Consider the following 23,397-nt stretch of genomic DNA (forward strand, 5'->3'; position numbering starts at 1 on the left):
CTAGAGTGGTAGCAAAGGGGGAGCCGATGATGATTCTGAAACAGATCCGACTTAAAAAGCCGATGCCGGCTAAAGACCGATTTCCGTTCGGGCTGCCGGTCGTCCGGGAATTCGATTCCTTCACGTTCCGCTCCCCGGTCACCATCATCGCGGGTGACAACGGCACGGGAAAGACGACACTGCTGGAAGGCATCGCCGCAGCGGCGGACAGCATCCTGATCAGCCGCGAACCGATTGAAGGCAACCCTGCACTTGAACATGCACGGGAAATTGCGGACCACCTTACGCTCAGCTGGTCGGTGAAAACGCGGAACGGCTTTTTCTTCCGGGCACTGGATTTCGTGACCTACACCATTGCCGTGTCTCAAATGCGTGAAGATGCACGGGAGACACTGGAAGAAATCAGGAGCCGCAATGCACACAGCCTCGAAGCACAGCCCAATGCCAGGACGTACGCGGAGCTTCGGAATCTGTACGGCGAGGGGCTTGAATTCCGCTCCCACGGAGAAAGCTTCCTGGACCTGTTCACTGCCCGTTTCCGGCCGGACGGCTTTTACATTCTGGATGAGCCCGAGGCGCCCCTCTCTCCCGCCAAGCAGCTGACCCTTCTCGCGATGCTGCATGAAATGGTTGAAGAAGGCGCACAGTTCCTGATTTCCACCCATTCCCCGATCATCATGGCCTATCCCGGCGCCGACCTTTATGAGATCCGCGATGGCCGTCTCGACCCGGTATTGTTCGATGAAATCGAACATGTCCGCATGACGAAAGACTTCCTGGATGCGCCCGAACGATATCTGAGGCATTTATTCGGTCATTAAAAATCACCCGGCTCCCTTCAGTGGGAACCGGGTGATTTTTGTCAGTGTACCGGTGTCTTGAAATTGCTTCCGGAAATTTCACTGACCCGTTGGACGATAACGAATGCTTCGGGATCCGTCTCACGGATTGCCGTCCGGACATCTGCCATCTCAAGGCGGTCGACGACGACGTAAAGGACTTTCTTCGAATCATTGGTGAACGCGCCCTCACCGTTCAGAAACGTTACGCCTCGTCCCACGTTCTCGATGAGGCTCTTGGCCAATTCTTCCGCATGGTCTGAAATGACCATGACCGACAGGGACTCTTCTGTACCTTCGACGACCATATCGATCACCTTTGAGGCGATGAAGTAAGTAATCATCGAGTAGAACGTCGTTTCCCAGGTGAACACGAGCAGACCCGCCAGGATAAAGATGAAGACGTTCATGATCATGACCGTCTGTCCGACTGAGATCGGCCGCCGCTTGCTGATCAGGATTGCAAGGATCTCCGTGCCGTCCAGCGCACCGCCCATACGCATGACGAGCCCGACCCCGAAACCGAGGATGACCGCTCCGATGACCGTCGCAAGGAACAGGTCATCCGTCACCACGTCAGCCCGATGGAGAAAGCCGGTCGCGAAAGACAGCACGATAATGCCATAAAGCGCATATACAGTGAACCGGATCCCCATCCTTCTGTACCCTAGGAAAATGAACGGAATGTTCAGGACGATGATGAATAGGCTCAGCATGAACGGGGTCAGTTCCGACAAGATGATTGACAGTCCGATGACCCCGCCGTCCAGGATGTTGTTCGGGACGAGAAACAGTTCCAGCCCGATGGCCGCAATAATCGCACCGGCAGTGATCAGAAACAGCTGGACCGGGATGGACTCGGATAAAAACTGATGCTTTGAACCTGACATCTGATAGACTCCTATTCTGAGGCAGTGGCCCACAGTAAAGTATGAGGAAAAGACCCGCACTGATGCAACCTAAATTTCCTTCCGGTTCCAAAGACAGTAAAAGCCCCGGCGATGCCGGGGCTTTACTTCATCTCTTATTTTGCCAGGGCTTCCGTCAGGACCGGAACAATCTGCTTTTTGCGGGACACGATGCCCTGCAGAACAGCCAGGTTGTCTTCCAGCGCAACATTGAATGCGCCGCATGCTGCCTGTGCTTCGCTGCCGAGTACGAGAACGGTCGAATCATTGCTCAGGATGTCCGTAATTGCCAGCATGTAAAGACCCAGCTCACGCTCTGCAATCACACGGTAAAGCAGGTCTTCCAGCTCTTTCTTGCGGCCGATAACATCGCTGACGTCGACCGTGTTGACCTGGGCGATAACCACTTTCTTGCCGCCCATCTCAAACTCTTTGGCATCCATGTTGACGAGCTCCTCAAGCGTCTTCTTGCTGAGGTCGGCACCCGCCTTCAGCATGGCAAGTCCATACTCTTCGGCATTGACGCCCGCGATTTCCGCCAGCTCGTCCGCAGCCTTGCGGTCTTCGGCCGTGAATGTCGGAGATTTGAAGAGCAGCGAGTCGGATATGATTGCCGACAGCATGAGACCTGCGATGTTCGCCGGGATCTCGATGCCATTTTCTTTGTAGAGCTTGTTCAGGATCGTCGCCGTGCAGCCAACAGGCTCAGCACGGTAGTAGAGAGGATCGGCCGTCTCGAAGTTCGCAATCCGGTGGTGGTCGACAACTTCGAGGATCTTGACGTCCGCGATATCATCCGCACTCTGCTGGAACTCGTTATGGTCGACAAGGATGACACTGTCTGTTTCACCGCTGACGTTTTTGACGAGACGCGGCGCTTCAAAGCCGAACTTCTCCAGCGCGTAGGCCGTCTCGTCATTTACCTCACCCAAACGGACCGCTTCCGCGTCCATGCCAAGTTCCTTTTTCAGATGCGCATAGGCGATTGCTGCCGTAATCGAGTCCGTATCCGGGTTCTTATGTCCGAAAACCAGTACTTTAGACATTGATGATTCACTCCTGACCGTCTTGTTCGAATTTTCCTTCCTTATTCTATCATAACTCCCGGCCCGATAATAACGCCGCGAGGTCTTCTTTATTGATGAGAAAATCGGCGAGCGTATGCCGGTCGAGCACCGCGAGATACGCAAGCAGCGCCTGGTTCAGCGCACCGCGCAGGCCGCAGACCGGACTGAGCACACACTGATTCGCCGTGGTGCTGAAGCACTCCACAATATTGAAGTCATCCTCGGTCTGCCGGACGACTGTCCCGATGTTGATGTCATCCGGCGGCACAGCCAGCCGAACACCGCCTCCGCGGCCGCGGACAGTTTCCACATACCCTAACTGACCGAGCTGGTGTGTGACTTTCATCAAATGGTTCTTTGAAATTCCGTAGGCATCCGAAATGCCCTGGATTGTAGACAATTCACCGTCTTTTTTCGCGCCGAGGTACATGAGGACACGTAGCGCATAATCAGTATACATCGTCATTCTCATGCATCGTCACTCGCCTTTCCTTCCATATTATAATCTTTCGCATCCATTTCAATAAAGGAAAGCGACTTATTTGAATATTGACAGTTCCTTGAATGGATTGTGACTGAATTCTGACACCAACTTAAAGATGTATTTTATATATTGCTTTGAAGAAAGCACAGGAATATGATTAAGACAGATAAAGAACACCCAATCCAAACATCCGAAAGGGAGATGTAAAATGCTTTCCCAACAGACGATCGATATCGTGAAGTCCACCGTTCCCGTACTCGAACAGCACGGCAAGACGATTACTACAGTTTTCTATAAGAATATGTTTGAAGCGCATCCCGAGCTCCTGAACCTCTTCAACCACGCCAACCAGTCCCGCGGCCGCCAGCAGACCGCACTTGCCAACACCGTGCTCGCCGCAGCGAAATACATCGACAATCTCGAAGCGATCGTTCCTGCAGTTGTTCAGATTGCTCACAAGCACCGCGGACTCGATGTACGGCCGGAACACTATCCGATCGTCGGCCATCACCTTCTCGGCGCGATCAAGGAAGTACTCGGCGACGCAGCCACACCTGAGATCCTCAACGCTTGGGGCGAAGCCTACGGGGTGATCGCGGATGCCTTCATTGGCGTCGAGAAATCCATGTATGAAGAAGCGGCAACTGCAGAAAACGGCTGGGACGGCTTCAAGGACTTTGTCGTCGCGAAGAAAGTGGAAGAAAGCGACGTCATCACTTCCTTCTACCTGAAGCCTGCAGACGGCAAAGGCGTACCGGCTTACAAGCCAGGCCAGTACCTGACCGTCCGCGTGACGATCCCTGGCGAGAAGTACCTGATGATCCGCCAGTACAGCCTGTCCCGCGCGCCGCAGGAAGACATGTTCCGCATCTCCGTGAAGCGTGAAGACGAGTGCAATCCGGAAGGCAAGGTCTCGACCTTCCTCCACCGCAGCGTGAACGTCGGCGACACGATCGAAGTCAGCGCACCTGCAGGCAACTTCTTCCTCGATACCGAAGCGGCCACTCCAGTCACACTTATCAGCGGAGGTGTCGGCCTCACACCGATGATGGCCATGTTCGACCATATCACCAGCAATCAGCCGGAGCGCAAGGCGGCATTTATCCACTCCGCACGCAACCCGCAGCTCCAGGCGTTTGACGGCGACCTCCGGGAAATGGCGGCAGGTAACGACAACGCCACTTACTCCGTCCGATACTCTGATTCGGACGGCTTCCTGGACCGCGACTTCCTCCGCAGCCGCGTCATCGATGGCAGCGATGTCTACCTGTGTGGCCCGGCACCATTCATGAACGCGATGATCATTGAACTGAAAGCGATCGGCGTACCGGTCGGCAAGATCCACTACGAATTCTTCGGACCTGCGGCAGAACTTGAAGCCATCACGGCGTAATTCCGGAGCATGCAAAACCCCGACCGGAATCCCGGTCGGGGTTTTATTGTGTACGGTGTTTGCTTCACATTCAGAGGTCTATTCTTAACACTCGCACGGATTTACTTAACATTCATGAAGCTTTGCTTCACATTCACTCTCCACGTCGTCGCTTGTGGAGTTTAGGCAGCGCCGTGCCCCGATTCCATTTCTCGGATATACCGGATCGAAATCTGGTTAAACTCATCCGGCTGGTCGATGTTGCAGACATGCCCGGAGTTCCTGATCGTGATCAGACGGAACTTCTCGCTGCGGCTGACCACTTCCTCGACGGGCGGGATGAATAGATAGTCTTCTTCCCCCATCAGGAAAAGCGTCGGCACACCGGTCGTCGTCGACTGCAGGCGCGCCAGATAAGGGTTAATGAGCTTTGTTAGCGAGAACCACTTCACAAATTCCTTCTGGCACATCTTCTTCGCCTGATTGACGAATGCGAGACGGGATTCTTCATGTTCTTTCCTTGGCATGATGATGTAGGCAAAGAGTTTATATAGCAGCATGTACGGAACGAACCGCTTAAACGTGTTCCCTGCCCAAAGCAGGAGCTTCGTGCGGATGTTGAGCCCGATTACCGCGCCGCCCAGAATCAGCGACTTGACCCGCTCCGGATGCCTTTCCGCCAGTGTTTGGGCGACAATGGTTCCAAGGGACATGCCGATCATATGTGACCTTCTGATGCTGAGTTTGTCCATGACCTCGATCACATCATCGGCCACTTCGCGGAATGAGTCTCCCTTTTTCCACTTGCCCCGCTCGGAGCGGCCATGGCCCCGGAGGTCAAGCAGCAGCACATTATGTTCTTTCCTGAATTCCTTGATCTGCTTGAACCAGATGGATGAACTGCCTCCTGCTCCGTGGATAAACGTCACCCACGGATGTTTGTCACCCTTGATGTACGTCTTGTAGTGTAGCATGGGGACCTTCCCTTCAATACGGATGCTACCATTTAAACATCTTTCAAAATACTTTTCATCATATAACAATTACCAATAGGATATAAGGCTGCATTTTATTGAAGGTTGAATGACAATTTCGGAGACACTTCATCCATTATTCAGCGATTTCATTACGAAAATCGGCTCCGGTGATTCCTGAAAAGGATCATCCGGAGCCGGTTTATGATTACTTCTAATCAAATAACAATTTCAGTTTTCTGCGGGAACCTGCTTCCTTTCATATGTCCACATGCACCATTTGCCGATGTCCCGGAAGCCGATCCGCTTGTAGATGCGGCCCGCCGCAGGATTGTCGTAGAAAAGGCAGAGCATCTTCCCCTCATCCAATAGTTCACGGCAAAGCGCAGACATGCAGTAGGAGGCGAGGCCCTGCTGCTGATATCCCGGAATCGTCCCAACACCGACAATCATCGCGGACATCGTATTTTCTGCCGTGCTTGAGGCGGAGCTGATGATTCGGTCATCTCCCTCGATCAGCCACGCTCTTGCCGTCCCTTCCGCCAATGTGCGCCGTTTGTGCTCCGCACTGTATTCTCCGTCCGCAAATTCCGGGATTGCGTACATCTGGTCGATCAGCGCCGCCGCATCATCCGGAACCGCCTTCCGGACAGCAATTTCCGCCGGGATATCCGGAAGTTCCGCCGCCGTCTCGCATTTTGCATAGTAAAGGATTCTCGGATTGTCCGGCTTTCGATCCAGATACGGCTCCACCTTCCGGACGATCGGTTCGATCCCTGATAAAAAGCGGAACGACGGATCGGCGTTGAGGATTTCTGCAAAGCCGGCCGCGTCAAAGTCGCCGGGTGCCCACGCAATGTAATTATCCGTGTACTTCAGGAGTATGCCGCGTATCACCCCATCCTCCCCGAAGTCTCCCCACAGCGTCTGGATCGGATCGTCAAAGCCGTACGCCTCGATATCACCGATAATAAAGAGATTTTCTGCCGGCTGAACGCCGACAAACGCCATCGTTTCCTGCCGGTCCGCTTCAAGCAGCTGCCTGATCATGGTCCCGCCCCCCCTTTTTCGGTTTCGGGATATCATAGCACAACCAGGCAGCTCCATTCAATAGAATTTTCGGAATTCTTGAACCAAAGAAAACACGCCCCGGCTGAGGCGCGTTTCCCGGTTATTTTCCTGTTTCCGAAAAGCGTACGATACGCTCCCGGATTTCATCCCGGACCCGGCTGAAGACCTTGCGTCTTTCTTCTTCCGTCCCTTCCGCGCGTGCCGGGTCATCAAATCCCCAGTGATCATGGACCGCCTTTGACGGGACCGCGGGGCAATTGTCGCGGGCATCCCCGCACAGAGTGATCACATAGTCGGCCCGCTTCAGGAGGTCTGTATTGATCGTCTCAGATTGCTGGTCCGAGATGTCTGTGCCGGCCTCCTTCATCGTCCGGACTGCCTCAGGATTCAGGCCATGAGCCTCGATACCGGCGGAGCGTACGTCGAAGCGGTCTCCAAGAATGGCTTTTCCGAATCCCTCCGCCATCTGGCTCCTGCACGAGTTGCCCGTGCAAAGAAAGTAAATCATCTTCTTTTCCATCTGTAACACCTCAGTTAAGCACTTCCAGCCAGAGATAAAGGCCGGTCAGTGTGATGAACAGGACGGGAAGCGTCAGGACGATCCCGACCCTGAAGTAGTAGCCCCAAGAGATTTTAACGCCCTTGAGAGATAAAACATGCAGCCAGAGAAGCGTCGCAAGCGAGCCGATCGGCGTCATCTTCGGGCCCAGATCAGACCCGATGACATTCGCGTAGATCAGCGCTTCCCGCACACGGTCCGGCACATCCGCATCCCGGATGGCAAGCGCGTCGATCATGACGGTCGGCATGTTGTTCATGACCGACGACAAAATCGCCGCGATGAAGCCCATTCCGATGGTCGCCGCATACAGGCCGTGGCCCGCCGTCCATTCAATGAGGGAGGCGAGCACATCGGTAAGCCCGGCATTCCGGAGTCCATACACGACGACATACATCCCGACCGAGAAGAAGACGATCGCCCACGGCGCGCCTTTTACGACAGCCTTTTCATCCACCGCCTTGCTCGGTGCGGAGATGACGAGGAACAGGACGGCGACAATTCCTGCGATGATCGAAACCGGCAGGCCCAGCGCCTCGCTCAGGAAGTAACCGGCGAGAAGCACCGCAATGACCACCCATGAAAGGCGGAACAGCTTCATGTCCCGGATAGCCGAGCGGGGCTCCGCCAGCTTGGAGGCATCAAACCGCTTCGGAATACTTTTGCCGAAATACAGATAAAGCACGAGCATGCTCGCAGCCAGACTGAACAGGTTTGGCACGATCATGCGCGAGGCATACTCGGTAAACCCGATGCCGAAAAAGTCGGCAGAGACGATGTTCACGAGGTTAGAAATCACGAGCGGAAGAGATGTCGTATCGGCGATGAATCCGGACGCCATGATAAACGGAAGGATCAGCTTGTCCTTGAGGTCAAGCGCCCGCATCATGGCAAGGACAATCGGCGTGATGATCAGCGCCGCCCCGTCATTCGCGAATAATGCCGCAACTATCGCGCCGAGGAGCGTGACAAGGAAGAACATGCGGATCCCGCTTCCCTTGGCGAAGCGCGCCATATGAAGCGCCGACCATTCAAAGAAGCCGATTTCATCCAGGATGAGCGAGATCAGGATCAGTGCGACAAACGTGAGCGTCGCATTCCAGACGATGCCCGTCACATCCCACACGTCCTGAAGACTGACGACACCGGCAAGCAGTGCGACCACCGCTCCCGCAATCGCAGACCAGCCGATCGAGAGCCCCTTCGGCTGCCAGATCACAAAAACAAGCGTAACGAGGAAGATAAGTGCTGACAACAAGGCCATCATGGGGTGCAGCACCCCTTCTCGCCGGTTGCTTCAAGGTCGGTGACCGTCCGATCGGGAGCCGGCACTCTGGAAAGCAGGCCAATCAGAATGTCATGCAGCGGATGTGTTTGGTCGAGCGACCAGAACGTCCAGCGTCCCCGTCTTTCTCCCGATATGATGCCCGCTTCCTTCAGCCGCTTCAGATGCTGGCTTACCGCAGGCTGTGTCAGCCCGACAAGCGGCGTCAGGTCACAGACGCAAACCGGACCGCCTGTCAGCTGCTGCAATATTTTCAGCCGCGAGCCGTCGCCCGCCGCTTTCATGAATGTTTCAAGTTCCGTCAGTTCCACCGGAATCCCTCCAAAAAAGAATACCGGTTCATTGTATTTGTATCGGAACACATAAGTCAATGCTTATTTGTCAGCCAGATTTGAGCGCGCATAGGTTTCTATGCGCGCCCTGGAGTTCATAGTTTTTAGAAAGGGGGCAAGGGGGATATTCTCCTTGCGGGTTTGGGACCCAAGGTTTGGTCTTGATTGATAACATCTATGTTCTCTACTTATATTATAATCCTATCTGAGAATTATTTGCAGACTGTTTTTTCACTGATGTCCTGCCCTATACTGTTATACGCAAGTCTAAAAACATAAGGGATGTGGCTATATGAATGACCAAAAAAACGTCTTAGATCCTGGTCCGTTTTTTCACGGTACTAAAGCAGAACTGAAAATTGGAGACTTGCTTGAACCGTTGTACTTATCCAATTATCAGGATAAAAAATCAAACTATATCTATTTTACCGGAACATTAAACGCTGCTAAATGGGGTGCTGAATTAGCAAGATCTAATTCAAAAGAGAGAATTTATATTGTAGAACCCTTAGGCGATTTTGAAAATGACCCGAATTTAACTGATAAAAGATTTCCCGGAAACCCAACACGTTCTTATAGATCTAAATCTCCCTTGAAAATAATAGCTGAATTAGGTTCATGGGAAAGGCATTCGGATGAAGAAATTAATCATATGCTTGCATCTTTAAAAAAGTTAAGTGAAGAAGGAAAAAATGTAATATACGATTGATTTTCCGTTGAAAAGCTGTTGAATCGCCCAGCTGGATCTTTACAGGAGATCCTGCTGGGCTTTTCTTTGGAGGAAGGCGGTCTTCGGGCATCGACCTTCCGAAAGAGGAATAATAATTCTAATATACTTACCCCTCCACTTAGAGTGGTATTCTATGAGCGCTTCCGGCGATTCTATGCGCGCTCCCGACAGTTCTATGCGCGCTCGAGCGGATTCTATGCGCGGTTACCTGTTTCCTATGCGCGCTTGGGCGGGTTCTGCGCGCGCTCCTGCGTTTCATGAGAATCCTGCTCCGCTTTTCTCCCACAAAAAAGCGCGCCACACCGGGCGCGCTTCAAGATCAGATTTTATTTCCCTTCCAGCACACGCAGCGATTCGCGGTTGAATGCCGGGATGTCGTCAGGCTGGCGGCTCGTGACAAGCTGGTCCTGGCAGACGACGACTTCAGAGTCTTCGAATTTCGCACCGGCGTACTTCATGTCCTGTGCGATCGATGTGTAGCCGGTCGCATTGCGTCCTTCCAGCGCCTTTGCCGTAATCAGGAGCTGAGGGCCGTGGCAGATCGCAAGCACCGGTTTGTCCGCGTCCATGAACTCCTTCGCGAAGCTGACGAATCGCTCGTCCGCGCGGAGCTGGTCCGGCGAGAAGCCGCCCGGGATGAAGAGGGCGTCATAATCGGAGGCGCTGACTTCACCGATTCCCTTGTCGACAGTGACCGTCGCCTGTCCCTGCTTGCCTTCTACCGTCTTGCCGGCTTCTTTTTCGATCGTGACCACTTCGTGGCCTGCATCCTTGAACGCTTTTGCCGGGTCTGTGTACTCGCTGTCCTCAAACATGTCTGTAATGACCGTTGCAATTTTAGCCAATCTGATCACTCCTTTTTGAATGTCCCTTCCTACTTTTCCCTCCTCATTCCCAACTAAACATCAACGATATTTAGAGACGAACGGATTGCCCTCTTCAAAGAATCGCCACGGGTAGTGGACCGCATCTCCGGAGTTCCCGATGCCGACCCGCGGCCCTGTCTTCAGTTCTCCGCCGATTCCGGGCCCGGGGGCGATAAAAAGCGGCTCCTCGTACCAGAAGCCGCCGTACGATTCCATTGTGACCCCAAGGGCTTTCGATAGCTTGCCGGGTCCGTTAGTCAGATCAGGAATCTTAAGATGCCTTCCTCGCCGGTCCTGCATAAGTTCCACTCCCTCGATGGGTTCCGCTCCCCGGATCAGGACCGCATGCGGGGTTCCCTCCTGCCCGGCAACCACATTCATGAGTGTATGGGTGTGCATCTGATACGTATAAATGCGCCCCGGATCCGCGAACATCACCTCTGTCCGTTTTGTCCGGCGGTTGTTGAAACTGTGTGCCGCGCGGTCTTCCGGGCCGCGATACGCCTCCGTCTCGACAATCCTGGCGACTGCCAGCCCCTCCGGCGTCTCATGGACGATGTACTGCCCGAGCAGTGCGGGCGCCAGTTCCAGGACTGGCAGGGCAAAAAAATCGGGATCGATCGGCTTGTACATTCGTCCCCCTCCCTTTCTTAAAACCGAAACATTCTTCCATTCATTGTCTACCCGATATCGGTTATACTCAAATCAAACAGATTTAGGGGGAAATATCCACCATGAAGACACTCACCGAGGAAATCCTCGCCTTCAATAAAGCCCGCGGTTGGACGGAGGGCAACCGGGACGCGCGGAACCTTGCCATTTCCGTGTCGCTCGAAGCATCAGAACTCCTTGAACACTTCCAGTGGCAGTCCGGAGAACAGGCTGTCGCAAATAACCGCGAGAGCATCATGGAAGAGGCCGCGGATATCTATATTTATCTGCTCCAGCTGGCCGATGTCGCCGGGTTCGACCTGGACGAAGCTGCACTGGCCAAAATCCGGAAAAACGCCCTCAAGTATCCGCTGCCGGCGGGTGAACACCAATGAAACAAGTCAAGTTCCTCCTGCTCCTGGCCGCAGCCGGCGCACTCCTGCTTCTTTTCCGGCCGGAAGGAAAAGGCGGTAAAGCATCAGCCGATGTCGCAACCATCGAATCAGTCGATCCTCTGAAAAATCCGGGCCAGCCCGTCGCAGATTACCTTGTCTACCGTGCGCTCACGACAGGCGAAGCACGCATGGCCGTCACCGGCAGCAGCGTCACGAAAGGCTCAGGCGCATCCAACCAGTCGAAAACCTGGCGCGCCCTTACGCAGGCGCACCTGCGCACCGTCTATCCATCCCTCAACACCATAAAAGTTGAGAACCACGGGCACTCCGGCTACACATCCGTCCGCCTGCTCGAGGATGAAGTGACCGGCCCGGTCATCGCAGGACGTCCGGATGTCCTCATCATCGAAACGTCTGTGATCAACAATCATAATAAGAATGTCACACTTGAAGATACCTATGCATCACTGGAACAATTGCACACCCTTTATTCCGGGACACTGCCTGAAGCCCGAATCCTTTTCATCTCGCCGAACCCGATAACCGAAAACAAGTTCGGACCGCCGGTGAACACACTCGGGCTCCGCTTCACCGACTACGTCTACGGCACCCAGACTTTCATCGAGGACAAGGGCTGGGCATACATTAACATTCATGATGAAATGCTTTCGCTTATGGACCAGCGGGGTGTCAGACTTCAGGAAACGCTCAAGGACGGCATCCATCCGAACGACCTCGGATACCGCATCTGGGCAGACGCCATCTGGCCGCATCTGACAGCCAAGTAAAGGGAGTTTGGGGATTTTCACACTGGGGGGATTTCAGATGGACCTGCATTCACTGAAACAAGACCTTGCACTGCGCAACAAAAACGGGCTGCCGTTCCTGCTTTCGGGAATGGTCGTCTGGACACTGATCACCGCCGCCTTTTTATTGCCGATCGAGCTCCGGTTCCAGAATATCGCTTTGCTTGCGCTGACCGGTATACTGTTCCCGCTCGCCATCGGGCTTGCCGCCTTGCTGAAAGCCGACTGGAAATCGGAAGGCAATCCGCTCGGCAGCCTGGGGCTGGTGTTCAACGTTGCTCAGTTCGCCTACTTCCCGCTCGTCTTCTGGGCATTCGGCAGCCAGCCGGAAGCAATGGTGTTTGTCTTCGCCGTCATCACAGGCGCCCACTTCCTTCCTTATGGCTGGCTGTATGATACCCGTGCGTTCTACCTCATGGCACCGGTCATGGCAGTCGCTGCAACGATCGTCGGTTCGGCAGCTGCACCGGACAGCCTGTGGGCGGTCCCGCTCACCATCCTTGTCCTGCTTGCCGTACTCAACGCATGGTTGCTTGCAGATTACAAAAAGAAAGCCGGCATCGCCGGAATGGAGAAAAGAGCCGTCTGAATCGGCTCTTTTTTTGAACGGGGGAACTAGTGGATGGATATTCGATTGGAACCGCTCCGGCGCGAAGACGCCAAGTTGCTGTATGCCTTTGAAGCGGATAACAGAAGATTCTTCGAAACTGCAGTGCCTGGCCGCGGCGATGAATATTACCGTTATGAAGTGTTTCTGAAGCGGTTCGACGACCTTCTTGAAGAGCAGGCTGCAGGCGGATCCCGCTTTTTCCTGATCAAGGACGAAGACAACCGGATCCTCGGCAGAATAACCCTGACCGACATCGACGCTGAGACCGGTACCGCCGAGCTCGGCTACCGGATGGCCAAAGCGCATGGAGGAAAAGGTGTGGCATCCCGCGCTTTGAAAGAGTTGCTTCATCTCTCAGGCGGTTTCGGAGTTCGGAGGATTCTCGCCAAAACCACAACGTCGAACATTGCTTCCTGCAGAGTCCTTGAGAAAAACGGATTCCTCTGCACCGGGACAGATCAAGAAACATTTGTCATGAACAACGGGATCATGAGATTCACCCATTATGAATGGAACCATAATTAAAGCACGCCGGGACTTTTCCCGGCGTGCTTTATTTGCTGTCGGCGGAGATGAAAAAATCCGCCAACAGCACGGTATCTCCAGGCTTACCGGGCATGAGCCACTCCCTAAGTCCGAACCCAACGTTCTGAGTCCGGTTCCGGCATCTTAAGTCCGACCGCGGATTCCTAAATCCGAATCCGATGCCCAAAGTCCGATTTCCCACCTTTTCGGAGCCGGACTCCAGTAAACCGCTCATACCCGGAACTCCGCCAGTGCCTCTTCCGCCCTCGCGGAAAAACTGGCGCCCGCTCCCCAGTCGAATTTCATGAAGGCGCCGCTTCCGCCGCCGGAGCCGGTCAGCCGGACCTTGGTGCGCCCGTCACCGTCAAAGTTGTCGGCGATCATCGTGAGGGTGGCCCGGTTGCTCGTTCTCATAAAGTATTTTTCCATGATGAGGACGACCATTTCCCGGCCGCCCGTGTTCCGCGTATATTGGTCGACGATCCGGCCACTGACCGAACCGGCTGTCAAAGCCTCGATGACCAGGTCCGCCGCACGCGACGGGTTGACCGACACAAAGAGATCTCTTGTCTCCATCAGAAAACCCCCTTTCCGGTTTTTACGGAAAGGGGGTTGCCGAGGTTTCACTCAAGCTCGATCTGCTTTGTCTCGGTTCCGAGAATCAGGACAGCTGCGACTCCGATGAGCACGGCGCCGGTGAAGATGCTGAAGATCGGGCCAAGCCCGACACCGGCACCCGCAAGCGAGCCGACAAGCAGCGGTCCGAAGATGCCGCCAATCCGGCCGACAGCGGCTGCCGTCCCTGTTCCGGTCCCGCGGATCACGGTCGGATACTGCTCGGGTGAGTAGGCATAGAGTGCGCCCCATGCCCCGAGGTTGAAGAAGCTGAGGAACGCGCCTGCCGTGAGCAGCAGCCAGGTTGTATCCGCGTTTCCGAATACAAACGCACTGATCGCCGTACCGATCATGAAGACACTCAGCACGAACTTGCGGCCGACCTTTTCAATCAGCCAGGCCGCAGTGAAGTATCCTGGCAGCTGCGCGAGTGTCATGAGGAGGACATAGCCGAAACTGTGGATCATGTCAAAGCCCTTCATGACCATGACACTCGGCAGCCATAGGAACATGCCGTAGTATGAGAAAACCACTGTGAACCAGACGATCCAGAGCATGACGGTCGCCCGGCGGTATTTCGCCGAGAAGAGTGCCTTCATATTTCCGGCAATGCTCCCCCGCTTTTCCTTTTTCGCCGTGAATTCCGGCGAATCCGGAAGATGGATCCGCAGGTAGATGGCGTAGAGTGCCGGCAGTGCAGTGATGATGAGCGCAATGCGCCAGCCGTACTCCGGAATAACAAAGTACGAAATCAGGGCAGCGATCAGCCAGCCGCCTGCCCAGAAACTTTCAAGCAGGACAACGACCCGCCCCCGCTCCTTCGCACCGACACTTTCGGAAACAAGCGTGGAGGCAACCGGCAGTTCTCCGCCAAGTCCTGCCCCGACGATAAATCTCAGGACAAGGAATGCAGCGAGGCCCGTCGTTGCCGCGGACAGCCCGCTCGCAAGCGAGAACAGCACAAGCGTCAGGATGAAGACGTTCTTCCGGCCGATCCGGTCAGCCAGAATACCGAAGACGAACGCACCGACCGCCATGCCGATTGAGTTGACACTGCCGATCCAGCCCATTTCCCCCGGAGTCAGCGCCCAGTCTGCAGCAAGCGCCGCAATGACAAAGGAAAGGATGCCGACGTCCATGGCGTCGAACATCCAGGCAAGCCCGGCCGTACCGAGCAGTCTGTTACGGGAAATGGCAGGCTTTGGAGCCTGCCGTTGTGCAGTTGAGGCCATATATCTTCACCCGTCTTTACAGTTGTATAGTTTTGTTGACTCCATAACTATACAATGTCCCAGACAGTTTGACAATATCCATCATGAAACGAGTACAAGACTGATGGCCATGACCGCCATGCCGGCAATCATGCCGTAAATGGACAAATGGGCCTCGTCGAATTTCTGCGCGGCGGGAAGCAGTTCATCCAGGGAGATAAACACCATAATCCCTGCTACAGCCGCGAAGATGACTCCAAACATGACGCCGTTCAAAAACGGCATCAGGATCAGGAAGGCGATCACGGCTCCCGCCGGCTCCGCAAGTCCCGACAGAAAACTCAACTTAAATGCCTGCTTCCGATCTCCTGTCGCGAAGTACATCGGGACGGACACCGCGATGCCTTCCGGAATGTTGTGAATGGCAACCGCAATGGCGATGGCCACGCCCAGTGTCGGGTCCTGGAGGGCTGATGTAAACGTCGCAATCCCCTCCGGGAAGTTGTGGATCGCGATTGCCAGCGCGGTGAAGATGCCCATCTTCTTTAATCGGGCATATTCATCATTCGTCGGTCCCTTCCCGATGTCCTCTACACTCTTAACGTCATGCGGATTGCCCGTCGACGGGATGAAGCGGTCGATGACCGCAATTAGCATCATCCCGCCGAAAAATCCGGCAATCGTCGCCCAATACCCCGGTGTGCTGCCAAGTTCATACGTCAGCGCATCTTTTGCCTTGACGAAAATTTCGACAAGCGAGACGTAAATCATGACACCTGCCGAGAAACCAAGCGAGGCTGACAGGAATTTCGTGTTTGTCCGGGAAGTAAAGAACGCGAGCAGACTCCCGATACCGGTCGCCAATCCCGCAAACAGTGTCAGACCGAATGCGAGCCAGATGTTTCCTTCCATTCAACCATCCGCTTTCTGGTTTAAGATGATGCTATTATATGCTACAAAGTTTCCCTTGTGCAACTTATCCGCGAAGCAATTTTCGAAATTTCGCTTCAAATATGACGGACCCGTGCAGCAGAATTTTAGGATATGCCGTCATGGATTTGCGTGGTGCCGGCTCGAGCCTCAGATCGCAATCCAACTGCACAAAAAAACCGCGCACATGGCGCGGAGCGGAATGATCAGCACGAAAGCGATGCAGGCATATACTTTTCCTCGAATAACCCCGGCGGGAGCGGTGCATCAAAGTAGTGGCCCTGGACAGCACGGCATCCGATATCCAAAAGGAATTGCAGCTGTTCTTCCGTCTCGACGCCTTCTGCGATCAGGCCGCAGTTGAGGCCTTCCGCCAGCGATACGATTGACTTCAGGATTGCTTCCGATTTGCTGATCATGCCGATTCCGGAAACGAAGAATCGGTCGATTTTGATTTTATCGACCGGGAAATTTGTCAGATAGGATAGGCCCGAAAAACCTGTTCCGAAGTCATCGATTGCGACGGAGATGCCTTTGCTCCGGCATTTTCTCAGGTTGGAAAGGACCAGATCCGAGCTGAGGATTTCTTTCCACTCGGTGATCTCGATCTCGAACCGTTCCGGAGGGATGTTCCACTTGCGGAGCATCTCCATCACGGTAGCGTAGAATCGCCTGTCATCCAAAAGATGAGATGTCACGTTCACGGCAATCCGCGGAACACTGCCGTATTTCTCGGTCCAGCTTTTCCCTTCCGCCAAGACGAGGTTGAGAAGATGAATTGTCAGTTCCCTGATTTTCCCGCTTTCCTCTGCAATCGGGATGAACTCGTCAGGGGTAAGGATGCCGAGTTCGGGATGGTTCCACCTCGACAGTGTTTCAATACCGATCAGACTGCCGCACTCCCCGTCCAGTTGGGGCTGGACAACACAGGAAAACCCCTTCTTCTTGAACTCTCCAGAGAACAGGTCATCCTCAATTATCCGCCTGCGTTCAATTCTCGTCCTCATTTCATCGCGGAATATCATGAAGCTGCTGCCCCTATTTGTCTTTGATTCATGCATCGCGGTACCCGCCATGCTGAGCAGCTCGGCTGTTGTCTCACCGTCTTCCGGGCAGCGGCTGATTCCCACGCTGACAGAGGCGGAAAAGCTGACATTGTCGTTCAGCCTCACAGAAGCGGCAGTCTGCTTAAACACTTCCCGGATCCACTGTTTCAGTTGTTCCGGTTCCGTCCTGCCAGTAATCAGGATAAACTCATCCCCGCCCATCCGGGTGATTGCATCTCCGTCCTGAAGAAGACCTTTCAGCCGGTCCGCAATCTGCCGGATATAGTGGTCTCCTGCCTCATGCCCATGGAGGTCATTAAGTTGGCGGAAGCTGTCGATATCAATGAGCACGACGGAAAACGGCTCCCCGTTCCGGATGTTTTTTTCAATCATCTCAATCGCGGAACGGCGATTCGGAAGGCCGGTCAGATCATCCCTGTAAGCGAGCACCTCCAGCCGGGCCTCCGCCTCTTTGTAGCGGCTGATGTCGTGGAACAGGACCGCAATCCGGCCATCGCCGATTTCTTGCGCATCCACCTGCAGCCAGAGTCCCACCGGACGGTAATAGATTTCCTTTGTTTCGGGGACACCCGTTTTCCGGATGCGGTCGTACATCTCCTTGAGTCCTGCGGGCACCGCATCCGGAAATTCTGCCCAGGCGTTTTTTCCGACCAGGTTTTCCCCCTCCCGGCCAAGAATACCGGATGCCTTTTCATTGATATAAATGAAATCCGACTGCCGGTCCAGTACGTAGAATGCACTGGCCAGCCCGCTCATGATGCGGATGGCATCCTGTTCGTCAAGAAGACCGCTGTGCATCCGGTTACTGCCGTTATTGCCGTGTCTCTTCAAGTTGCTTCCACCTCCTTTTCAGGCCAAGTCAGCCGGCTGGACCGGTAGATCTCCGGAGCGCCCTGCCGATTGTCTGCCAGTCTTCCTCTACCTCTGCACGCAGTGACGGGTTGTAGAACACTGAGGCCGGGTGGAAGGTCGGAATGATGGTCCTGACATCCTCGGTCAGGCTGTATGTTACGTCATCCGGGTCCGCCAGGTACTGCACCGGCGCCTCGATCAGCTTCCCGTGTACGTCCGATACTTTATAGCCTTTGCCGAGCAGGCGCTGAAGGCCGATGTTGCCGAGCGTGACGATGAGCTTCGGCCCTACCTCCCGCATTTCCGCGTCCAGGAGCGGCGCATGGGCAAGGATTTCTTTTGCCGTCGGAGCACGGTTATACTTGCGCTCGGTAAGCGTGCCGTCGCGCTCCTTTTTCGTGCCCCAGCGGTATGGGCGGCTGCGCACGGCGCTGGTGATATAGACATCCTCTCGGCGCAGCCCGATCGAGGCAAGGGACTTCATAAGTTCCTTGCCGGCACGTCCGATAAACGGGATGCCGTCCACCAGTTCAAATTCCCCAGGTGCCTCGCCGATAAGCATCAGTTCCGGCTTTTCAGGACCCTGCCCATAGACAAACCCTTCCACCGGAGCATCCCCCATCCGCCGGCGGCCGAGTTCCGCAAGTTCTTCGCTGATTCTGTACATCCATTCACCACTTCTTTCCTGCTATCCCTTATCTATACCACAAGCACCGAATCCTTAACAATAAGGGATTTCCCCGATCAAGATTGGATGCGATTCCTATTCCAGAAAGAAAACAGGATTACCAGCAGAAGCAGATAGGCTGTGCCGGCTGCCCAGCCTGCCAGCACATCCGTTGCATAATGTCGCCCGAGGGCAATTCGGGAAAGACCTATACCCGCTATCAGAACACCACCAACGGCCAGGATTGTTCTTCGCCAGGATGAAGATTGGATCCTCCGAATGACAATCAGGACGATTGAACTGATATAAAGCAGTCCCATCTGCGCATGGCCGGATGGGAAGCTATAGCTTTCCAGCTGCCCGGGCATCTCAGGCCTGAGACGCCCAAACCACTCTTTCAGCCACTCATTTATCGCGTATCCCACACCCACCGCCAGAACGATCAACAGCGCATCGCGCGGCGAACGCCTGATCAGAAGAAGAACGATCACCACAAAACAGATTGTGGCAATTGTTGATGGGTTGCCCAGGAAACTGAACGGATGCAAAAACGATGCGTCTTTGAACCAATCGGATAAGATCCTGTCAAACGCCTGCATCGGCGCAGATTCATAGAAAACGGCAAGCAGGATAAACAACATCGCTGCAGCAATTGCCGCAACGACTTTTCCTTTATTATTCTTTTTCATCCGATATCCCCCGGCAATTCAAACTTTCCTTCATTTTACCACTGGTGGCTGGAGGCATACCCAAAAATATCAATTCCCGTTTCAGCCTGATTCCTGCCTGTCCCCCTATTTTTTCGGCAAACAAAAACACCCTGCTTTATGCAGGGTGTTTGCGGACCGATCAGAGGCTTCCTTCGATTTCGGAGATCATCTCTTTCAACGATTGGAGGCCGCCTCCGGAGAGGTACCAGTATTCAGCATTCAGGTAGTGGATCTCGTCGTTCTTGTAAGCATTCGTCTTCTGAACAAGGTCGTTCTCGAACGATTGTTTTACGCTGGAATCCTCGCCGATTGCAGCGTCACGGTCGATCACGTACAGAAGATCAGGGTTTGTGTCGAGGATATACTCGAATGTGATGTTCTGGCCGTGCCTCGAAGACTCGATTCCCTCATCCGCCGGCTTCAGGCCGAACACATCGTGAATCAGGCCGAAGCGGGATGCCGGACCGAAAGCACTTACCTTGCCTTGCGTACCGAGAACGATCAGCGCTTCCTCTTCAGTTGCTGAAGTCTTCTCTTGGATATCGGCAATACGGCTGTCGATTTCTTCAAGCTCCTGAGTCATTTGGTCTTCCTTGCCAAAGATTTCAGCGACCGTATTCATGTTTTCCTTGAACGACTCAACGTAGTTCATCTCATCAATCGGAATATAAACCGTTGGCGCAATCTCTGCGAACTGGTCATATAGGGAAGCCTGGCGGGCGGAGATAAAGATGACATCCGGCTTAAGTGCATGGATTGCTTCAAAATCCGGTTCCTTCAGGCTGCCGACATTGGTGTATTCGTCAGACTCATACTGTTCAAGGTAAGACGGCAGAGTCGCCTTTGGAAGCGCCGCTACATCCACCTCAAGTTCATCCAGTGTATCAAGGATTCCGTAGTCGAAGACCACGACATTTTCAGGTGTTCCCTCGATGACCGCTTCGCCGAGCTCATGCTCGATTGTCATTGCATTGCTATCTTCCGCTGTTTCTTCGGTTGCGCCGTCTGAGGAACCGCTGTTTTCCTTGTTCTCTTCAGCGCTGTCGTTGCCGCATGCGCCAAGGATCAGGAGAAATGCCATCAGTACGGCAAAGAATGTCAACTTTTTCATCGTATATCCCTCTGCTTTCATTCTGAAGTTAACTGATATCAGGAATTAAAGTAAACGCAGATCCGGCAGTTGCTCATCTGCTTGATTGGAATGTCCATGTCATAGATTTCTTTGAGCGATTCGGAATTGATGATGTCCTCGGTCGGCCCGTCTTTGATGACACGGCCGTCCTTCAGCGCCACAATCCGGTCGGAGTAAACCGACGCAAAGTTAATGTCATGAAGGACGATGATGACCGTCTTGCCCAAATCATCCACGAGACGGCGGAGGATTTTCATGATCTGGACGGAATGCTTCATGTCCAGGTTGTTGAGCGGCTCATCGAGAAGGACGTACTCAGTGTCCTGGGCGATGACCATCGAGATGAACGCACGCTGGCGCTGGCCCCCGGACAGTTCATCCAGGTAGTTGTCCTGCATATCTCCCAGTTCCATATACTCAATCGCCTGGTCGATAATGCGGATGTCTTCTTCGTTCAGACGTCCTTTCGAGTGCGGGAATCGTCCGAATGAGACGAGTTCCCGGACCGTAAGGCGGACATTCATGTAATTGGATTGCTTCAGAATCGACACACGCTTGGCGAAGTCGTTCGACTTCATCTTGCGAACATCATCCTTGTCGACCAAAACCTCTCCCGTGTCTGCATCGAGCAGGCGGCTTACCATAGAGAGCAGGGTGGACTTACCCGCCCCGTTCGGTCCGATGAACGAAGTGATCTGACCACGCTGTATGTTGACCGAAACCTTTTCGACGACGGCTTTTTTGCCATAAAACTTGGACAGCTCACGAACTTGAATCATGCGGATCGACTCTCCTTAAGTAGTAGATAGATGAAATACACGCCGCCTGCGAATTCGATGACAACACTCAGAGTGGTCGAGAAGGTGAAGACACGCTCGACGACCCACTGTCCCCCGATAAGGAGAATCATACTCAGGCCGGCTGCAGCCGTAATCGTGATGGAATGCTTATAAGACTTGATGAACTGGTAGCTCAGATTGGCGACGATCAGCCCGAAGAAGGTGATCGGACCGACAAGTGCAGTGGATACGGCGATCAGCACTGCCGACATGATCAGGGTGCCGCGCACCATCTTGTCATACGGTACGCCAAGGTTCATGGAGATATCCCGTCCAAGCGAGATCACATCCATAATCTTCAGCTGGCGCCATCCGATGACGATACAGACGGCGACAACCGCAATCGAAAGCCAGACCAGATCTGCATTGACGTTGTTGAAGCTGGCGAACATTGCATCCTGGACGGTCAGGAACTCGTTCGGGTCAATCAGCACCTGAAGGAATGTCGAGATGCTTGCGAAAAATGTTCCGACGATAATCCCGACCAGCAGCAGGAAGTAGACCGGCCGGTTCCCCTTCTTGAAGAGGAACTGGTAAAGCAGCAGTGCGAAAATGATCATCGCCGCGACAGACAGGATGAAGTTGACCTGCTTGTTGACGACCGTTATATGGGTTGAGCCCAGGAAAAAGATGATGAGCGTCTGGATCAGAATATAGAGCGAATCCAGCCCCATGATGCTTGGCGTCAGGATGCGGTTCTGGGTGATTGTCTGGAAGACAACCGTTGCGTAGGCGATTGCGATGCCGGTCACGGCCATTGCCGCAACCTTGACGCCCCTTCTCGGGAGGGCGTAGTCATAGCTGCCGTTGAGGTCATGGAACAGATACAGACCGACAGACAGCGCCGCCAGCGCATACAGGATAATGAGTTTTGTGGAATCACGCATAGGCTTTCCTCCTGAACAGCAGGTAAAGGAAGATGCCGCTGCCGATGACCCCGACCATCAAACTGATGGAAATTTCATATGGATAAATCAGCACACGTCCGAGAATGTCACAGACGAGCAGGAAAATTGCTCCCATGAGCGCCGTGTGCGGCAAAGTCTTCTCAAGATTGTCTCCCTTGATGATGGAGACGATGTTGGGGATGATGAGTCCGAGAAACGGAATCATGCCGACCGTGAGGACGACCGTTACAGTAATCAATGCAACCAGGATCAATCCGAAGTTCACGACGAACTTGTAGTTGAGGCCGAGGTTCCTGGAGAAGTCCTCCCCCATTCCGGCTACCGTGAAGCGGTTGGCATACAGGTAGGCAAGAACCAGGATCGGGACGCTGATATAAAGCAGTTCATAGCGTCCGGACATGATCATGGAGAAATCCCCCTGCAACCAGGAAGAGATGTTCTGGATCACATTCGACCGATAGGCGAAGAATGTCGTCAGGGACGACAAGATGTTCCCGAACATCAGTCCGACCAGCGGAATGAAGATCGCATCTTTAAACTTGATGCGCTCCAGAATCTGCATGAACAAGAGTGTTCCGGCGAGGGCAAATACAAACGAGATGGCCATCTGCTCGAGTATCGTCGCATTCGTAAACAGCAGCATGGAAACGAGGATCCCGAGGCGGGTCGCATCCAGAGTCCCTGCTGTAGTCGGCGAAACAAACTTATTCCGGCTCAACTGCTGCATGATCATACCGGCAACGCTCATGCCCGCCCCTGCAAGCAGGATGGCAACGAGCCGCGGCACACGGCTGATCAAGAATATTTGGGTTTCTTCGGAACTCCAATCCAAGAGGTCCATTGGTGAGATGCTGCTCGCCCCTACGAACAATGATAAGAATGATAGGATGACGAGCCCGGCAATCATATAACGTGTCTTCATGGCTATCCCCGATGCACTGCGATTTGAAAGGCAATTGAGAATGTTCTGTTGAAAATCATTCTCAACCCTT

The 23,397-nt window shown here is 53.8% G+C and carries 27 protein-coding genes; 7 read left to right on the forward strand and 20 right to left on the reverse strand.

Annotation, left to right across the window (positions count from 1 at the left end; translation table 11 throughout):
- The first annotated feature begins 29 nt into the window (after positions 1-29).
- Complete coding sequence (locus AV656_RS10930) at positions 30-821, forward strand: AAA family ATPase (protein ID WP_063181890.1); 792 nt, start codon at positions 30-32, stop codon at positions 819-821.
- 41 nt (positions 822-862) lie between these two features.
- On the opposite strand, the gene AV656_RS10935 is transcribed toward AV656_RS10930, so the two are convergent.
- From AV656_RS10935 to AV656_RS10945, 3 genes are all read right to left on the reverse strand, one after another.
- On the reverse strand, positions 863-1,729 hold the full coding sequence (locus tag AV656_RS10935) for a YitT family protein (RefSeq protein ID WP_063181892.1): 867 nt from the start codon (positions 1,727-1,729) through the stop codon (positions 863-865).
- Positions 1,730-1,863: 134 nt separating this feature from the next.
- Entirely contained in the window at positions 1,864-2,793 is a 930-nt protein-coding gene (locus AV656_RS10940; RefSeq protein ID WP_063181894.1) for a manganese-dependent inorganic pyrophosphatase, read from the reverse strand.
- Positions 2,794-2,842: 49 nt separating this feature from the next.
- The gene (locus AV656_RS10945) at positions 2,843-3,286 is read right to left on the reverse strand and encodes an RrF2 family transcriptional regulator (RefSeq protein WP_063181896.1); all 444 of its coding nucleotides are present in this window, start codon (positions 3,284-3,286) and stop codon (positions 2,843-2,845) included.
- Between the two features lie 220 nt (positions 3,287-3,506).
- On the opposite strand from AV656_RS10945, the gene hmpA reads away from it, so the two are divergent.
- Positions 3,507-4,691, forward strand: a complete 1,185-nt coding sequence (gene hmpA, locus AV656_RS10950) for an NO-inducible flavohemoprotein (protein ID WP_063181898.1) — start codon at positions 3,507-3,509, stop codon at positions 4,689-4,691.
- Between the two features lie 161 nt (positions 4,692-4,852).
- Here the strand turns inward: hmpA and AV656_RS10955 are convergent, their stop codons facing one another.
- The 5 genes from AV656_RS10955 to AV656_RS10975 form a co-directional block, all read right to left on the reverse strand.
- Positions 4,853-5,644 carry an alpha/beta fold hydrolase gene (locus AV656_RS10955; protein ID WP_063181900.1) on the reverse strand — a complete coding sequence of 264 codons (792 nt, stop codon included), beginning with the start codon at positions 5,642-5,644 and terminating at the stop codon, positions 4,853-4,855.
- Between the two features lie 231 nt (positions 5,645-5,875).
- On the reverse strand, positions 5,876-6,694 hold the full coding sequence (locus tag AV656_RS10960; RefSeq protein ID WP_063181902.1) for a GNAT family N-acetyltransferase: 819 nt from the start codon (positions 6,692-6,694) through the stop codon (positions 5,876-5,878).
- A gap of 121 nt (positions 6,695-6,815) precedes the next feature.
- The gene (gene arsC / locus AV656_RS10965; RefSeq protein ID WP_063182975.1) at positions 6,816-7,235 is read right to left on the reverse strand and encodes an arsenate reductase (thioredoxin); all 420 of its coding nucleotides are present in this window, start codon (positions 7,233-7,235) and stop codon (positions 6,816-6,818) included.
- Between the two features lie 10 nt (positions 7,236-7,245).
- Complete coding sequence (locus AV656_RS10970) at positions 7,246-8,541, reverse strand: arsenic transporter (RefSeq protein ID WP_063181904.1); 1,296 nt, start codon at positions 8,539-8,541, stop codon at positions 7,246-7,248.
- The gene (locus tag AV656_RS10975) at positions 8,538-8,870 is read right to left on the reverse strand and encodes an ArsR/SmtB family transcription factor (protein WP_063181906.1); all 333 of its coding nucleotides are present in this window, start codon (positions 8,868-8,870) and stop codon (positions 8,538-8,540) included. Before AV656_RS10975 ends, AV656_RS10970 begins: the two co-directional genes overlap by 4 nt.
- A 313-nt stretch (positions 8,871-9,183) precedes the next feature.
- Between AV656_RS10975 and arr the strand changes: the two genes are divergently transcribed.
- The gene (gene arr / locus AV656_RS16150; RefSeq protein ID WP_082818718.1) at positions 9,184-9,600 is read left to right on the forward strand and encodes an NAD(+)--rifampin ADP-ribosyltransferase; all 417 of its coding nucleotides are present in this window, start codon (positions 9,184-9,186) and stop codon (positions 9,598-9,600) included.
- A gap of 347 nt (positions 9,601-9,947) precedes the next feature.
- Here the strand turns inward: arr and AV656_RS10980 are convergent, their stop codons facing one another.
- Positions 9,948-10,466: a type 1 glutamine amidotransferase domain-containing protein gene (locus AV656_RS10980; RefSeq protein WP_063181909.1), complete on the reverse strand. Its 519-nt coding sequence runs from the start codon at positions 10,464-10,466 to the stop codon at positions 9,948-9,950.
- 60 nt (positions 10,467-10,526) lie between these two features.
- Positions 10,527-11,120 (reverse strand): DNA-3-methyladenine glycosylase, encoded by a 594-nt coding sequence (locus tag AV656_RS10985; protein WP_063181911.1) that lies wholly within the window; start codon positions 11,118-11,120, stop codon positions 10,527-10,529.
- 101 nt (positions 11,121-11,221) lie between these two features.
- Here AV656_RS10985 and AV656_RS10990 point away from each other — a divergent pair, with 101 nt between their 5' ends.
- The 4 genes from AV656_RS10990 to AV656_RS11005 are packed head-to-tail and all read left to right on the forward strand — an operon-like array spanning position 11,222 to position 13,474.
- Positions 11,222-11,533 carry a nucleotide pyrophosphohydrolase gene (locus AV656_RS10990; protein ID WP_063181913.1) on the forward strand — a complete coding sequence of 104 codons (312 nt, stop codon included), beginning with the start codon at positions 11,222-11,224 and terminating at the stop codon, positions 11,531-11,533.
- On the forward strand, positions 11,530-12,321 hold the full coding sequence (locus tag AV656_RS10995; protein WP_063181915.1) for an SGNH/GDSL hydrolase family protein: 792 nt from the start codon (positions 11,530-11,532) through the stop codon (positions 12,319-12,321). Before AV656_RS10990 ends, AV656_RS10995 begins: the two co-directional genes overlap by 4 nt.
- Positions 12,322-12,358: 37 nt before the next feature.
- The gene (locus tag AV656_RS11000; RefSeq protein ID WP_063181917.1) at positions 12,359-12,928 is read left to right on the forward strand and encodes a DUF7010 family protein; all 570 of its coding nucleotides are present in this window, start codon (positions 12,359-12,361) and stop codon (positions 12,926-12,928) included.
- Positions 12,929-12,961: 33 nt separating this feature from the next.
- Positions 12,962-13,474: a GNAT family N-acetyltransferase gene (locus tag AV656_RS11005; RefSeq protein ID WP_063181919.1), complete on the forward strand. Its 513-nt coding sequence runs from the start codon at positions 12,962-12,964 to the stop codon at positions 13,472-13,474.
- A 231-nt stretch (positions 13,475-13,705) separates the two neighbouring features.
- On the opposite strand, the gene AV656_RS11015 is transcribed toward AV656_RS11005, so the two are convergent.
- From AV656_RS11015 to AV656_RS11060, 10 genes are all read right to left on the reverse strand, one after another.
- Positions 13,706-14,050, reverse strand: coding sequence for a DUF6054 family protein (locus tag AV656_RS11015; RefSeq protein WP_063181923.1), 345 nt, complete (start codon positions 14,048-14,050; stop codon positions 13,706-13,708).
- Positions 14,051-14,097: 47 nt separating this feature from the next.
- Positions 14,098-15,321: an MFS transporter gene (locus AV656_RS11020; protein ID WP_063181925.1), complete on the reverse strand. Its 1,224-nt coding sequence runs from the start codon at positions 15,319-15,321 to the stop codon at positions 14,098-14,100.
- An 81-nt stretch (positions 15,322-15,402) separates the two neighbouring features.
- Positions 15,403-16,212 (reverse strand): zinc transporter ZupT, encoded by an 810-nt coding sequence (gene zupT / locus AV656_RS11025; protein WP_063181927.1) that lies wholly within the window; start codon positions 16,210-16,212, stop codon positions 15,403-15,405.
- Between the two features lie 224 nt (positions 16,213-16,436).
- Positions 16,437-18,128 carry a putative bifunctional diguanylate cyclase/phosphodiesterase gene (locus tag AV656_RS11030; RefSeq protein WP_063181929.1) on the reverse strand — a complete coding sequence of 564 codons (1,692 nt, stop codon included), beginning with the start codon at positions 18,126-18,128 and terminating at the stop codon, positions 16,437-16,439.
- Positions 18,129-18,156: 28 nt separating this feature from the next.
- Positions 18,157-18,816 carry a uracil-DNA glycosylase gene (locus AV656_RS11035; protein ID WP_063181931.1) on the reverse strand — a complete coding sequence of 220 codons (660 nt, stop codon included), beginning with the start codon at positions 18,814-18,816 and terminating at the stop codon, positions 18,157-18,159.
- A gap of 77 nt (positions 18,817-18,893) precedes the next feature.
- Complete coding sequence (locus AV656_RS11040) at positions 18,894-19,505, reverse strand: phosphatase PAP2 family protein (RefSeq protein ID WP_063181933.1); 612 nt, start codon at positions 19,503-19,505, stop codon at positions 18,894-18,896.
- Positions 19,506-19,665: 160 nt separating this feature from the next.
- On the reverse strand, positions 19,666-20,637 hold the full coding sequence (locus tag AV656_RS11045; RefSeq protein WP_063181936.1) for a siderophore ABC transporter substrate-binding protein: 972 nt from the start codon (positions 20,635-20,637) through the stop codon (positions 19,666-19,668).
- 38 nt (positions 20,638-20,675) lie between these two features.
- Positions 20,676-21,437 carry an ABC transporter ATP-binding protein gene (locus AV656_RS11050; protein WP_063181938.1) on the reverse strand — a complete coding sequence of 254 codons (762 nt, stop codon included), beginning with the start codon at positions 21,435-21,437 and terminating at the stop codon, positions 20,676-20,678.
- A complete protein-coding gene (locus tag AV656_RS11055) occupies positions 21,434-22,384 on the reverse strand; it encodes an iron chelate uptake ABC transporter family permease subunit (protein ID WP_063181940.1) in 951 nt (316 codons plus the stop codon). The genes AV656_RS11050 and AV656_RS11055 overlap by 4 nt, the downstream gene beginning before the upstream one ends.
- On the reverse strand, positions 22,377-23,327 hold the full coding sequence (locus tag AV656_RS11060) for an ABC transporter permease (RefSeq protein WP_063181942.1): 951 nt from the start codon (positions 23,325-23,327) through the stop codon (positions 22,377-22,379). The genes AV656_RS11055 and AV656_RS11060 overlap by 8 nt, the downstream gene beginning before the upstream one ends.
- Positions 23,328-23,397: the final 70 nt, after the last annotated feature.

Origin of the sequence: Bhargavaea cecembensis, assembly GCF_001619585.1 — a bacterium.
Classification (GTDB): domain Bacteria; phylum Bacillota; class Bacilli; order Bacillales_A; family Planococcaceae; genus Bhargavaea; species Bhargavaea cecembensis_A.

Coding starts and splice junctions, on each gene's coding strand:
- AV656_RS10930 (WP_063181890.1), top strand. CDS start 30: ATGATTCTGAAACAGATCCGACTTAAAAAGCCGATGCCGGCTAAAGAC.
- AV656_RS10935 (WP_063181892.1), bottom strand. CDS start 1,729: ATGTCAGGTTCAAAGCATCAGTTTTTATCCGAGTCCATCCCGGTCCAG.
- AV656_RS10940 (WP_063181894.1), bottom strand. CDS start 2,793: ATGTCTAAAGTACTGGTTTTCGGACATAAGAACCCGGATACGGACTCG.
- AV656_RS10945 (WP_063181896.1), bottom strand. CDS start 3,286: ATGAGAATGACGATGTATACTGATTATGCGCTACGTGTCCTCATGTAC.
- hmpA (WP_063181898.1), top strand. CDS start 3,507: ATGCTTTCCCAACAGACGATCGATATCGTGAAGTCCACCGTTCCCGTA.
- AV656_RS10955 (WP_063181900.1), bottom strand. CDS start 5,644: ATGCTACACTACAAGACGTACATCAAGGGTGACAAACATCCGTGGGTG.
- AV656_RS10960 (WP_063181902.1), bottom strand. CDS start 6,694: ATGATCAGGCAGCTGCTTGAAGCGGACCGGCAGGAAACGATGGCGTTT.
- arsC (WP_063182975.1), bottom strand. CDS start 7,235: ATGGAAAAGAAGATGATTTACTTTCTTTGCACGGGCAACTCGTGCAGG.
- AV656_RS10970 (WP_063181904.1), bottom strand. CDS start 8,541: ATGATGGCCTTGTTGTCAGCACTTATCTTCCTCGTTACGCTTGTTTTT.
- arr (WP_082818718.1), top strand. CDS start 9,184: ATGAATGACCAAAAAAACGTCTTAGATCCTGGTCCGTTTTTTCACGGT.
- AV656_RS10985 (WP_063181911.1), bottom strand. CDS start 11,120: ATGTACAAGCCGATCGATCCCGATTTTTTTGCCCTGCCAGTCCTGGAA.
- AV656_RS10990 (WP_063181913.1), top strand. CDS start 11,222: ATGAAGACACTCACCGAGGAAATCCTCGCCTTCAATAAAGCCCGCGGT.
- AV656_RS10995 (WP_063181915.1), top strand. CDS start 11,530: ATGAAACAAGTCAAGTTCCTCCTGCTCCTGGCCGCAGCCGGCGCACTC.
- AV656_RS11000 (WP_063181917.1), top strand. CDS start 12,359: ATGGACCTGCATTCACTGAAACAAGACCTTGCACTGCGCAACAAAAAC.
- AV656_RS11005 (WP_063181919.1), top strand. CDS start 12,962: ATGGATATTCGATTGGAACCGCTCCGGCGCGAAGACGCCAAGTTGCTG.
- AV656_RS11015 (WP_063181923.1), bottom strand. CDS start 14,050: ATGGAGACAAGAGATCTCTTTGTGTCGGTCAACCCGTCGCGTGCGGCG.
- AV656_RS11020 (WP_063181925.1), bottom strand. CDS start 15,321: ATGGCCTCAACTGCACAACGGCAGGCTCCAAAGCCTGCCATTTCCCGT.
- zupT (WP_063181927.1), bottom strand. CDS start 16,212: ATGGAAGGAAACATCTGGCTCGCATTCGGTCTGACACTGTTTGCGGGA.
- AV656_RS11035 (WP_063181931.1), bottom strand. CDS start 18,816: ATGTACAGAATCAGCGAAGAACTTGCGGAACTCGGCCGCCGGCGGATG.
- AV656_RS11040 (WP_063181933.1), bottom strand. CDS start 19,505: ATGAAAAAGAATAATAAAGGAAAAGTCGTTGCGGCAATTGCTGCAGCG.
- AV656_RS11045 (WP_063181936.1), bottom strand. CDS start 20,637: ATGAAAAAGTTGACATTCTTTGCCGTACTGATGGCATTTCTCCTGATC.
- AV656_RS11050 (WP_063181938.1), bottom strand. CDS start 21,437: ATGATTCAAGTTCGTGAGCTGTCCAAGTTTTATGGCAAAAAAGCCGTC.
- AV656_RS11055 (WP_063181940.1), bottom strand. CDS start 22,384: ATGCGTGATTCCACAAAACTCATTATCCTGTATGCGCTGGCGGCGCTG.
- AV656_RS11060 (WP_063181942.1), bottom strand. CDS start 23,327: ATGAAGACACGTTATATGATTGCCGGGCTCGTCATCCTATCATTCTTA.